This window comes from Ruegeria sp. SCP11 (assembly GCF_040329455.1).
Lineage (GTDB): Bacteria > Pseudomonadota > Alphaproteobacteria > Rhodobacterales > Rhodobacteraceae > Ruegeria > Ruegeria atlantica_E.
The window spans coordinates 56,587-67,572 of the sequence record NZ_JBDZYG010000020.1 but is presented as its reverse complement, the minus strand read 5'-3'; the positions used below and the strand labels follow the sequence as shown (position 1 = coordinate 67,572).

11 protein-coding genes and 1 pseudogene are annotated in these 10,986 nt (G+C 53.8%); 5 read left to right on the top strand and 7 right to left on the bottom strand.

What is annotated here, in order from left to right; translation table 11 throughout:
* The first annotated feature begins 266 nt into the window (after positions 1-266).
* The gene (locus ABLN94_RS22525) at positions 267-1,175 is read left to right on the top strand and encodes a LysR family transcriptional regulator (RefSeq protein ID WP_352996647.1); all 909 of its coding nucleotides are present in this window, start codon (positions 267-269) and stop codon (positions 1,173-1,175) included.
* Positions 1,176-1,727: 552 nt separating this feature from the next.
* On the opposite strand, the gene ABLN94_RS22520 is transcribed toward ABLN94_RS22525, so the two are convergent.
* The 6 genes from ABLN94_RS22520 to ABLN94_RS22495 form a co-directional block, all read right to left on the bottom strand.
* Entirely contained in the window at positions 1,728-3,437 is a 1,710-nt protein-coding gene (locus ABLN94_RS22520) for an adenylate/guanylate cyclase domain-containing protein (protein ID WP_352996649.1), read from the bottom strand.
* A 207-nt stretch (positions 3,438-3,644) separates the two neighbouring features.
* Positions 3,645-3,821 carry a hypothetical protein gene (locus ABLN94_RS22515; protein WP_170619915.1) on the bottom strand — a complete coding sequence of 59 codons (177 nt, stop codon included), beginning with the start codon at positions 3,819-3,821 and terminating at the stop codon, positions 3,645-3,647.
* Positions 3,818-4,507 carry a tyrosine-type recombinase/integrase gene (locus ABLN94_RS22510; protein WP_352996645.1) on the bottom strand — a complete coding sequence of 230 codons (690 nt, stop codon included), beginning with the start codon at positions 4,505-4,507 and terminating at the stop codon, positions 3,818-3,820. The genes ABLN94_RS22515 and ABLN94_RS22510 overlap by 4 nt, the downstream gene beginning before the upstream one ends.
* A gap of 192 nt (positions 4,508-4,699) precedes the next feature.
* Positions 4,700-5,122, bottom strand: a complete 423-nt coding sequence (locus ABLN94_RS22505) for a DUF6538 domain-containing protein (protein ID WP_352996643.1) — start codon at positions 5,120-5,122, stop codon at positions 4,700-4,702.
* 36 nt (positions 5,123-5,158) lie between these two features.
* Positions 5,159-5,350 (bottom strand): hypothetical protein, encoded by a 192-nt coding sequence (locus ABLN94_RS22500; protein WP_352996641.1) that lies wholly within the window; start codon positions 5,348-5,350, stop codon positions 5,159-5,161.
* Positions 5,343-5,516, bottom strand: a complete 174-nt coding sequence (locus ABLN94_RS22495) for a hypothetical protein (RefSeq protein WP_352996639.1) — start codon at positions 5,514-5,516, stop codon at positions 5,343-5,345. The genes ABLN94_RS22500 and ABLN94_RS22495 overlap by 8 nt, the downstream gene beginning before the upstream one ends.
* A gap of 287 nt (positions 5,517-5,803) precedes the next feature.
* Here ABLN94_RS22495 and ABLN94_RS22490 point away from each other — a divergent pair, with 287 nt between their 5' ends.
* On the top strand, positions 5,804-6,610 hold the full coding sequence (locus ABLN94_RS22490; protein ID WP_352996638.1) for a sulfotransferase domain-containing protein: 807 nt from the start codon (positions 5,804-5,806) through the stop codon (positions 6,608-6,610).
* 329 nt (positions 6,611-6,939) lie between these two features.
* Here the strand turns inward: ABLN94_RS22490 and ABLN94_RS22485 are convergent.
* A pseudogene (locus ABLN94_RS22485) lies at positions 6,940-7,313 on the bottom strand (transposase); the annotation flags it as partial.
* 541 nt (positions 7,314-7,854) lie between these two features.
* On the opposite strand from ABLN94_RS22485, the gene ABLN94_RS22480 reads away from it, so the two are divergent.
* The 3 genes from ABLN94_RS22480 to ABLN94_RS22470 are packed head-to-tail and all read left to right on the top strand — an operon-like array spanning position 7,855 to position 10,901.
* Positions 7,855-9,120 carry a pyridoxal phosphate-dependent decarboxylase family protein gene (locus tag ABLN94_RS22480; protein ID WP_352996636.1) on the top strand — a complete coding sequence of 422 codons (1,266 nt, stop codon included), beginning with the start codon at positions 7,855-7,857 and terminating at the stop codon, positions 9,118-9,120.
* A 22-nt stretch (positions 9,121-9,142) separates the two neighbouring features.
* Positions 9,143-9,688: an amino acid synthesis family protein gene (locus tag ABLN94_RS22475; protein ID WP_352996635.1), complete on the top strand. Its 546-nt coding sequence runs from the start codon at positions 9,143-9,145 to the stop codon at positions 9,686-9,688.
* Positions 9,689-9,695: 7 nt separating this feature from the next.
* Positions 9,696-10,901 (top strand): M20 family metallopeptidase, encoded by a 1,206-nt coding sequence (locus ABLN94_RS22470; RefSeq protein ID WP_352996633.1) that lies wholly within the window; start codon positions 9,696-9,698, stop codon positions 10,899-10,901.
* Positions 10,902-10,986 lie beyond the last annotated feature (85 nt).

Genomic DNA, 10,986 nt, shown 5'->3' with positions numbered 1-10,986 from the left:
CGCGACAAGCGATACGAGCGTGTTCAACATGAGCAAAACCGGAACAGCCGTGGTCGTCCCCAGCAAGACCATCATCACGGGCGCTGCGACGATGCTGAACCCAATCCCGACCCCAACCTGAATCGCGGCACCTGTCACAATGGCAAGCAGCAAAATCAGTAGGTCAGCGGGCACGTTTCGATCCATTGTTACGCAGTTCATACTTGGAACGGTAACGCCAGTCGGCCTTAATGAAAAATCATCTTATTGCATTTATTGATACGCCAATGTTATCGTTACCTATGCGTATTACCGCCCGACAGATTGAGCTTTTCCAGGTGGCGTACCGACACCGGTCCACGCGAAAGGCGGCTGATGCACTGCACATATCTCAGCCCGCTATAAGCCGCGTCGTCGCTGAACTTGAGGCAGAATTGGGCGTTCCTCTGTTCGATCGATCGGGACGTAAGTTCGAGCCAACCTCTGCAGCACATGGTCTGCAACAGGCGGTTCAAAAGCATTATCAGGGTTTGGAACGTATCCGGGAGGCCGCGATACAAATCGCCTCTGGTACCGGAGGACATTTGCGTGTGGCGACGGTTCCGGCGGTGGCTGATACCCGCGTTGCGGTTGCAGCCGGAAAACTCATGACGGAACTCTCCGCCCTAAGGGTGGATGTTGATGTCCTGGACGAGAAGGCCGGAATGGCCGCGTTGCGCGAAGGACGGGTGGATTGCGCAATTGTATCATCTGACCCCGGTGACCCAAACCTGGCATGTACCCGGCTGGCCGACCTGCAACCCGTGGTGATAGTTCCCCGCGATGATCCGCTGGCCGCGGCGCGCGGAGTTTCGGCTGCCGAACTCGCGGAGGCTCCTCAAATCATGCTGACGCCTCGAAGCCCGTTCCGCCGCGCAGTGGAGGTAATGTTCGACAGCTACGAGGTTTCGTTTCAGGTCAGAGCCGAAGTCCAGACACAATCCGCTTTGGTGCGCATGGTCGCCCAGGGCGCCGGCCGCGCAATCGTCGACAAAGATATTTTGGGCACATCGCAGGTAGACGAAGTCTCCACCGTGCCTTTAACTTCAAACCTCAGTTGGCCGGTCCGAATGATCTCATTCTCTGCATCAAAAGACATTCCGGGTTTGCAAAGATTTACGAAAGAATTGAAAGAGCATCAGGGTTCGCCCCACTAGTTTCAGGTGTGTAGCTTGCATCATTGTCTGAATAACGAGCGATCATGCGCGCGCCCTTTATTGTCTCTGATTAAGAGGCCTACATCTGATCCACTGGCATCGAACGCAAAAGTTCGGTGCGAGCTACTCTTTTCGTGTCGAAGGCCGCGAAGTTCGCACAAGTAGCGAATGCCCGGAATCCGCCAAAGGTCTTTTTCGCTGCAGTTTCAAAGCGCATAAAGCGAACATCCGGGTAGAGAGCATTAACTGCAGTTTTCGTCCGGTAGTGTCTTCGCCGATCCGGATCTCGAATAGTAGGTTTTCGCAACCAACGGATGATTGTCAGCGTCGTAACGAACCGACAACATCACTGAAAGGGTGTTATGAGACGCGATCTCTGGTTGAGTGGGTCCCTTATCTGCGGAACAAACGAACCATCACTTCAATCTCGCAGATAACAACCATTGATCCGGCGTGCAGAGAACGTCTGTTTCGAGCCCTTTGCGGTCATTCGGATTGACCCGACACAAGCATTCAAGACAACCGGCAAAGCAAGGCCGACCATTGGAAATATCAGGCCGGGATACCTGCCTTTGCGAGCCCTGCAAGGTAAAGTTCCATTTGATCGTCCCGCTTCAGATAAAACAGCTTCTTTTTTGCGAATGACCGCGTGAATTTCGGCTCTTCCACCATTAGGTTATGCACCATCTTTGCCAGATCGCTGGCCCGGCCGAGATTGGCAAGCGCCACCACTGCATGCGCGGTAGCCCAGTATTGGCAATTTGGCACATCGCGAGCCCGCTCTGCCCAATCCAGAGCCTTCTCGAACTGGTGATCGAAAAGTAGAGTCAGCGCGCCATAGCTCAGAAAGGCCCAGAGCTGCGGATGGTTGGGGCTCATCTCCACGGCTTTCTCGAAATTGGCAATCGCCTCTTCGTATCGTCCCTCATAGGAAAGTGAGTCTCCCAATCCGCAATAGGCCGGGGCCAGCGTCGGGTTCAGTTTGATTGCGGTTTTATTCTCGGCCAGCGCGTTGCGGTATTCCCGCCGTGCCAGCTGAACCCTGCCCATCAGCATGTAGAGCAGCGCATTCTGGTTATCCATTGAAACGGCGGTGCGGGTGGCGGCCAGCGCTTCGTCCAAAAGGGCAGGATCCGGTTCGGTGTCCCAATACACCATCCCGAGAATCGTGGCATAGGCCCACCAGGCATGCGCCTCGGGAAAACTAGGGTCCAATTCGCGGCTTTGGAGAAACAACCTCTGAGCTTCACGGTTGCTTTCGGCCGTAAACTTGTAAAAGTGCGCAAGCCCAAGATGATAGCAGTCCCAGGCATGGGGGTTTCGGCGCGGCGTATCTTCTACCTTGCGCCGGATCGCGTTTCCGACTTCGGGCTCTAGTCTGCCAACAATTGTTTCCGTGATCTCGTCCTGAACATCGAAGATGTCTTCCAACTGACGGTCATATTTTTCCGCCCACACGTGGTTGCCAGTCGATGCGTCAATCAGCTGAACCGTGACCCGAATGCGCGCCCCCGCTTTCCTGACCGAGCCTTCGACAACGTAGTCGGCGTCCAAGTCATCGGCGAGCTGCCGAACATTCGGGGATTTTCCCTTGTAAGCAAAGGTCGTGTTGCGCGCGACGACCTCGAGCCAGTGGTGTTTCGACAGTGCCGTAATTATGTCTTCGGACAACCCATCCGAAAAATATTCCTGTTGGGGGTCGTCTGATATGTTGTCAAACGGCAATACGGCGATTGCAGTTCCATCAGAGGACACAGGCGGTTCAGAATCATCGTGCGCATCTACAGATTCTGCGTCCCCCCACCACCAGACCGGCACCGGTCGATCAATGTTCTTTAGCTCACGGTTTTCGCCGCCCTGGAACGCGCAAGCCGTTTTTCTGTCCAGGCATTCATAGGCCGAGCCGGAGATAAGAACCTGCCCGGGTTCGGCAAGCGCTTCCAAACGTGCGGCGATGTTAATACCATTGCCAAAGACATCATCCTCCTCGAAAACGACTTCACCGGTGTGTATCCCAATTCTCAGCTTCAGTGTATTCTGGCTGGCCAAAGAGTTCTGAATAGCGATAGCACAGATCACAGCGTCAGAGACTGATGGAAACTCGACAATCCAACCATCCCCCATGCATTTCACTACATTACCGCGATGCGCGACTACACAAGGGTCAAAAAGCCCGGATCGAAGCTCTCGTAACGCGTTGAGCGTTCCGCTTTGATCCGAGTTCATAAGCAAGGAATACCCAACCAGATCGGCTGCTAGTATGGCGGTCAGCCTGCGTTTCAGAGGTCATCCTCCTCCGAGCAAAGTGCAATCATCAAAGATTATCATGCGCAGGCTTGGAAAGAAACCGAAGGGCAACTTCGTCCCGCCAGAACAATCATTCAATTGCCTCCAAACAACGTCTGCTTTGGGAAAAGAAATCAAAGTTAGTACCCTCGGCAACCCGCTAAGGGCCGCCGAGGGTTCTGTCTATGAGGGTGGTCTACGGTTGACGACATAGTCCGCCAACCACTGCCAGTAGGCTTCAGCGTCACGAAACCCCTGAGCACGAGCAGCCAGATCTTCCGCTGCCTTACGGGTGCACCCGCCATCGTATTCGGCGATAGCAGCCCGTTCCTCGAAGGCATCAATGTCCGGGAAGCTCATGCCGGGAGTCTTATCTGGTCAACGATGGACCGACGCTGCTCATCACTAATGCCCGCCGAGTAGATGCCGTAGGTGATCCCGTTCTCAGACCGTGCCGATTGGTGGCCGACCAGAGAAGCCGTGAAGTGCTCAGGGACACCTGTTCGCTCGCACTGGGTCACAAACCACTTGCGGGTCGAATGAAACACCAATCCCTGTCGCTCCAGACCCAACCGTCGTCGTAGTCTCGCGAACCCCTTGGTGACATGCGCCACGGTCAGATCAGGAAACAGAGGACCATGGCTAGGCATCTGCCGGAACGTCTCATCCAGCACCGGGTGAACCGGGACTAGTCTCTCCGCTGCGTCGGTCTTCAGCAGTCTCAGTTGGTTAGGTTGAACATGAACGAAGCAGCCAAGGTTGCCCTTGTTCACGAGGTCTTCCCGGAGCAGCCCAAATGCTTCCCCCGCTCGCATTCCTGTCAACAGGCAGGTCAGCAGAACCGGATGCAGGTCTCGGTCTTTGGCTCCCAGCAGTCGCACGACTTCATCGTCAGTCGGGACGGCATAGGGTTGAGGACGTACCTTGCGATCAAAGAGAACAGTCCTGAATGGATTGACCTCCAGATGTCCTTCGTAGACCACCCAGTCGAGGAAGTGATTGACCTGAGACCAGATACGCCGCTGGGTTCTGGCTGTTATGGTCACCGACCCCCGAGACGAGTACGCGACTAACTGGTCCAGGGTCAGACCACGCGTCCGCTCCGACTTGCCGATCATTGGGGACAGTTGGGCAATTGCCGTCAGAAACTCTCGCCCGTCCGCTCTGGTCAGGCTGCAAACCGGCTGGTCACCATATCGACTAGTGAATAATCCAACAGAGTATCGGACCGATTTAAATCAGCTGGGTCGTAGTTCGTTACTGCGCTTGTTCAGATAGGCCCGGCTCAAGTCACGAACCGATACCTTTACCGGCGCTGCTGGTCTGGTGAACTTAGACCGCTCCAGATTACATCCAGAGTCCTCCAGAGTGGCCCGGAGACGGACGAGAGACGACTCCGGTTGGTCAACCCAATCGGGAACGTCAGCATTGGTCTCCGGTGCAGACAGTGTCTCCTCTGCTTGGGAACGCACCTGTTCCACCAGTGTCTCGAACCGGGCATTGACTTCAGCGGCACGGACGCGGGCGGTGTTACGGTCACTGGTCTTGAGGCTCTGCTTCAACGCCTGAGCGCCCAGCGCTAGAGCCACGTCAACGGGATAGTTGCGTCTGAACAGCCACGTATGGCCCTTCAGATAAGCATAGCGAACGTGAGCAGACATCATCTCCTCCTTTCAGTGTTGGAATGTGGGATGGGTTCAGTTGGTTGAGACGATCCGCAGGATCATCTCAAGTGCCGGTTCGCCGTATTCACCAGCCAGTGGACCGGTGACAGCGAAGCCGGTCACGCAGTCTTCGAACACCTCTTCCACGCGGAAGTGATGCTCAGGGACGTCATCAAAGGCGCGGACGACCACGACGTCGCCGGGGTTCAGCTCCAGCTCAGCCATCGTCGCCTCCGTGTTTCCACGTCCAGAGAACCGCCAGCAGAACCAGCGCCGAGACAGCGGGATGAGAACGAGCGACCACCCAGAGCATCGTCGTCAGGACGGCCTTGGGCGGTGGGTGCAAAAGAAAACCCCCGACGAGAACGCCGAGGGCAGACAGGTACTTCATGAATCAAACTCCTGCAGTTGCTTCTTTATTTAGATGCAGGAAGTTGCTCGGTTTGGACGGGAGCGGGCATTCAGATTTATTGCGGGAATGACGGAGTCGCGGACGAAGCAGACCTTTACCCTACTGTTGGGGGTTTAACTCTCAGCAAGTGGGGACGAATGAGCTTTGCAAATACAAAAACTGAATCTACTCACTTTTTCCGATATCCCAGCCTTGGCTTTTAGGTTGCAATCACTAATGCAAAACCTCAGTTTTAGCACACGAGACAAAACAGAATTTGGGACTTGATGCACACACCTCATAATTCCAGGCTGGTGGCAGTTGGAACACACCATAAAACCGGGACAATTTGGCTTAAACGCGTTTTTATGGAGGTAACACGTACTCTCGATTTCCCGAGATTTCAGATCCGAAAACCTCGTGGCGAGAAAAAAATTCCCCCCTCTGAGCGTAGCGTTCTAGTGTCTTGGCACTCCACTTTCAGTGAAGAGCTCAAGTCACGCTCTGATCTTCGCGGTATCCATATGATCCGAGATCCGCGAGATGTTCTCATTTCCGGGGCGCGTTACCATTTGAACGCTCCGCAATGGCGAGAAGCGTGGCTTTACAAGCCAAATAAAAAGTTTGATGGAAAGACCTATCACGCCTGCTTAAACGAATGCAAAGACTGGCCCAGCCAGCTTCTTTTTGAGATGAACCACATGCATCTTGAAACGCTGAATCAGATGACAGACTGGGATTACAATCTGCCAAACTGGCGTGAACTGAGATATGAGGAAATGATAAACGACACTGACATGGCTATTTTTTCCGACGCTGCAGACTTTCTAGGCTTCAAAAAAGAAGAGAAAGAAGTTGTGATGGCTGCATATTGGAACAACAGCCTCTTTGGTGCGCTGTCAAAAGACATGCCTTCCGGTTCAAAAAACAGTGTTGGCCGGCACATTAAATCTGGCGCTCCAAACCAATGGAAAAGCAAACTACCTCGCGCGGTTGCAGAGACTTACGCGGAATTGTTTGGCAAGCAGTTGAAAACTTTGGGCTACGCTGAGGACGACCGATGGGTTGACGAGTGTACAGGCCCAACAAACTGATAAGACTCCTCTTGTCAGAACACCAAGGACTACGACCCACTGCGCTCGCGTGACTTTTAAAGCGAGCTACCATTGTACATTGCTAGACAATCAAGCTTTGGTATCAGCGTATTTTGGGCAGTCGTCATAGCGAATTGGTAAAAAAGTACTTCATACTCAACAAGGCTTTGCGCCTCAGAGCCGTCGTTCCAGTTCCACAGCACCTAAAGTGCGAATGAGTGTCTGTTTTGGGCTGATTCTGTGGAAAAACAACGTGTTGCTGGCGCAGAAAGTGGGCGTGTGAATGCGACGCGAGCGCCTTTCGGGTCGTTGTCATCGGCTGACCGGGCGCTGCGATGGGCACGCAGGCCGCGAGCACTGACGTCCAGCACATCACACATCCTCTTGGCGCAAAAGGCGCCACGGTGTTCTTCGATGAACCTGAACCTCATGGCTTTAGGCTCGCGAAGAACTGCGTTGCCTTTTTTAGGGTCTCCCTCTCCTCCTTGAGAATGCGGTTCTCTCGTCGAAGCCGCTCATTCTCACGAGCAAGGTCAAGATCCATATCAGAGACAACATCCGTGTCGCGGTGCGCCAGCATCCATTTGTTCAGAGTCGACGGGCCAACACCCAGATCAGATGCCACCTACTTGCGTGTCAGTCCGCTGGTCAGCGCGATCCGCACCGCATTAGCGCGGAACTCGTCGGTCCGTTTCAGTCCCATAGTTCATCTCCTTTGCTGCAATAAATGCTATCAAAGGAGCGGCATCAAACCGTGACACGTCCAGGGTGTCTACATCCGCGTTTGGGAATACACATTGCCAAGTCAGCGACATACAGGACAACAAGCTAAAGAAACTAAACCGTTCTGATCTGATCGCTCTCATAAATGAGTTCGCTCCAGCCGAAGAACTTGAGCAACGCATCGATAAACTGCTGCAAGATAAAGACTGCAGAGCGGCTAATTGGTGCCGTGAGAGTACCGAGGGAATAGCTGATGAGAAGCACAAGTTAGAGTCAACTGGTGGCTCAAATGAACTTAAAACTAAGTATTAAGTCGGGACGATTGCCGTTAACCACACGTCGTTTTCTGCTCGAAGTAAGATGGCCAACATGATGCATATCCACTAATCGGCGATGGAGAACAAAGGCGGTTTCCAAGCTGAAAATAAATTTGGCCAAGGCCAAAATCTTCCGGTTTGACGATTCTGGCGACTACCAACCAAATAGAGCCACTCATGGATACATCATCAAGAGGGCAGCGCATGTCTCAGCACCGTAATCAAATTGGTTTCCCGCAAATTGGCAAGCCTGCCAAGGATATCCTCGACGCGATGGACGCGGCGCGGGTTGGAGATTGGGATTGGTTCTCTCTCAAAAACCTGACGGCCTCCTACTATGGCGGAAGTGATGTGGCGGAAGTTGCCAAAGACGCTTTCGTGAAACATATCGGCGACAACGTCGTTCACCAGACTGGGTTGCATCCATCTGTTCGGAAATACGAAACCGAAGTGATTGAGATGGTGAAAGAGCTGTTTCATGCCCCTGAAAATGCAGCGGCAACTATCACGACAGGTGGATCGGAATCCATCATTTTGGCTCTTAAAACTGCGCGCGACCGTGCGCGTGAGCTTAAAGGGATTGCGGAACCCAATATCATCGTGCCGCAGTCGGCCTATGCCGTCTTTAACAAGCTAAGCCATTTCCTTGGGATCGAGGTCATCCAGATGGACAAAAGCCCCGACTACAGGGCTGACGTGGCCGGCATGAAAGCGGCCATCAATAAAAACACGATCATGTTGGTGGGTTCCTGCCCGCCATTCCCTCTGGGCGTTGTTGACCCGATTGAAGAGATCGCGGCAATCGCCCAGGAACACGATTTGTGGATGCATGTCGACGCATGTATCGGTGGCTTCATGCTGCCGTTCGCAACAGACTTGGGTTACGACGTCCCGAACTTTGACTTCTCTGTACCCGGTGTGACCTCGATGTCGGCCGACTTCCACAAATACGGGTACAGCTATCGCGGGTGTTCGATCCTGGTTCTGCGTGATGCGGAATTGATCAACTGGCAGGGTTTCGAGGTCGCGAATTGGAATGCAGGCGATTACTATTCGAAGAACACCGCTGGCTCGCGCAATTCGGGTCCGATTGCTTCGGCCTGGGCCGTGTTCAACTATCTTGGCCGCGAGGGTTTCCTGCGCGTGACCGGTGACGTTATCAAAGGCCGTGAGGCGTTCTGTAACGGGATCAATGCCATCGAAGAACTGGAGATCCTGGGAACACCGCAGGGACCGCACTTTGCTTTCAAGGCGGACGGGCTGAACATTCTTGCCATTGCGGATGGGCTGATGGATCGCGGTTGGGCGATCAACATCGGTAGCAAACCGGATGCCATTCTGCTGATGCTGTCTTGCCATCACCACGAAATCGCTGATGACTTCTTGAAAGATCTTCGTGAAGTGGTCGAAGCCGTAAAATCCGGTGAGCTTAAGGCGAAGGGTGAAGAAGAAGTGTACGGCATCTATTGATGTGCTCATGGGAGGGGATGTGATGGAAATTCGCAAGCTGGCTGTTTACGCGGAAACCGTAGTCTCTGAAGCTGGGAAACCTAATGCAGACGAAGTCACGCGCGTAGCGGCAGCGGGTGTGATCTCAAACCCTTTCGCCGGCACGTTCCAGGATGATCTAAGCCAACTCTTCGAGTTCGGGGGCTTGCTTGGGGAAAGGTTGGTTCAGGCCGCCCTGCCCCACCTGCCGCGGGCCGCAGTATCTTACGGCAAGGCTGCTATCGTAGGCGTGAATGGTGATATCGAGCATGGTCACGCCATGTTGCACCCAAAGCTGGGAAAGGCCATGCGCGATCCTATTGGCGGAGGTGCCGCGCTGATCCCGTCATCGGCAAAGGTCGCCGCGGCTGGTACAGTATTGGATGTACCGCTTGGCCACAAGGATGATGCCTGGTCATTCGATCATTTTGATACAATCAGCGTGTCTGTCCCTGACAGCCCTCGCCCTGACGAGATCATGATGGTCATAGCTCTTGCCGATGGCAGTCGTATCAACCCGCGTGTTGGAAAGACACGCGCCGCAATCTGAGGACACTATGACTCCTGACAGAGATCGTCTCGCACGGACACTTATTGAACTGGTCAAAATTCGGAGTGTGAATCCATTTGATGAAACCACCAAGGAAGGTTTCCGCGAACAGGAGATGTCGGATGATTTGCTGTCCAGATTCCGAACTCTGGGCATGGAAACAGGGTGGCGCCAAGTTGCACCTGGACGGCCAAATGTTTGGGGCCGACTAAAGGGAACCGATGACGGACCGACCATCATGCTTGCCGCTCACATGGACACGGTCGGAATGGAAGGTTACGAGGCGGCGTTTGACGCAGAGCTGAAAGATGGCAGGATCAAAGGCCGCGGATCCTGCGATATGAAAGCTGCATTTGCCTGCTATCTCGAAGTCGTCCGTATGCTTCGCGAGAACGACATCACCTTGCCGGGTGATTTGATTATCGCGGGGATTGTCGATGAAGAGCATTTGCTGACCGGCTCTGCCGAGATGGGAAAAAACGGCCCCAGCGCGGACTTTGGGATTATCGGAGAGCCGTCAAAGTTGGCGATTTGTCCGACACATAAAGGCCAGCTATGCGCCAAAATTTTCACCAGTGGTGTGGCCACACATTCGTCGCGGCCAGAGAAAGGTGTCAATGCTGTCGAACATATGGGTGCGGTCATTCAACACCTGTCGGGGTTAAACGCAGAGCTTCAGGAAAGAGGACCGTCTCATCCTTTGTGCGGCACCGGACGGTTTTCGATGAATGTCGTCCGTGGTGGGACTTTTGCCTCTGGAATTCCGGATCAGTGCGAAATGGAAGTGGATCGCCGCTTCCTGCCCGGCGAGGACATCGACGACATTCTGGACGATTATCGTGCCCGTTTGGCCGAGTTGAGCAAGACTATTCCAGATTTCCAGGCCGAAGTTATCGGTCCAACCCTGCTGGCCCGAGCGCTGGATGTGCCATTGACCTCACCTCTCGTCGAGGCAATTTCGGGCGCAGCCAAGGCAACACTTAAAACCGACCCCGAGATCACCGCGTTTCCTGGTGGCACCGACGCACCCAACCTTGGGTTTCCTTGTGTCATCTGTGGCCCAGGGGATCTGGCACAGGCGCACAGTACGGATGAATATGTTGAGCTGGAAGAAATGGTGCAAGCGACCGAGATTTATCTAAGAACGGTTTTGTCTTTGAATGGATTTAAGAGCGCCGAAGTGAACGGCTTTTTCAGTCAAGTTTTCGTATAATCAGCGTCTCGCAGCTGACGCAACTTCAGAATAAAATGCCTGACGACGAATAGCAGCACCAAGACACCGCGGATCGCTGTTGGTT

What these genes read in the sequence shown, in the direction of transcription:
- ABLN94_RS22525 (WP_352996647.1), top strand. Translation starts at nt 267, where the DNA reads ATGTTATCGTTACCTATGCGTATTACCGCCCGACAGATTGAGCTTTTC.
- ABLN94_RS22515 (WP_170619915.1), bottom strand. Translation starts at nt 3,821, where the DNA reads ATGAGCTTCCCGGACATTGATGCCTTCGAGGAACGGGCTGCTATCGCC.
- ABLN94_RS22505 (WP_352996643.1), bottom strand. Translation starts at nt 5,122, where the DNA reads ATGTCTGCTCACGTTCGCTATGCTTATCTGAAGGGCCATACGTGGCTG.
- ABLN94_RS22500 (WP_352996641.1), bottom strand. Translation starts at nt 5,350, where the DNA reads ATGGCTGAGCTGGAGCTGAACCCCGGCGACGTCGTGGTCGTCCGCGCC.
- ABLN94_RS22495 (WP_352996639.1), bottom strand. Translation starts at nt 5,516, where the DNA reads ATGAAGTACCTGTCTGCCCTCGGCGTTCTCGTCGGGGGTTTTCTTTTG.
- ABLN94_RS22490 (WP_352996638.1), top strand. Translation starts at nt 5,804, where the DNA reads ATGCACACACCTCATAATTCCAGGCTGGTGGCAGTTGGAACACACCAT.
- ABLN94_RS22480 (WP_352996636.1), top strand. Translation starts at nt 7,855, where the DNA reads ATGTCTCAGCACCGTAATCAAATTGGTTTCCCGCAAATTGGCAAGCCT.
- ABLN94_RS22475 (WP_352996635.1), top strand. Translation starts at nt 9,143, where the DNA reads ATGGAAATTCGCAAGCTGGCTGTTTACGCGGAAACCGTAGTCTCTGAA.
- ABLN94_RS22470 (WP_352996633.1), top strand. Translation starts at nt 9,696, where the DNA reads ATGACTCCTGACAGAGATCGTCTCGCACGGACACTTATTGAACTGGTC.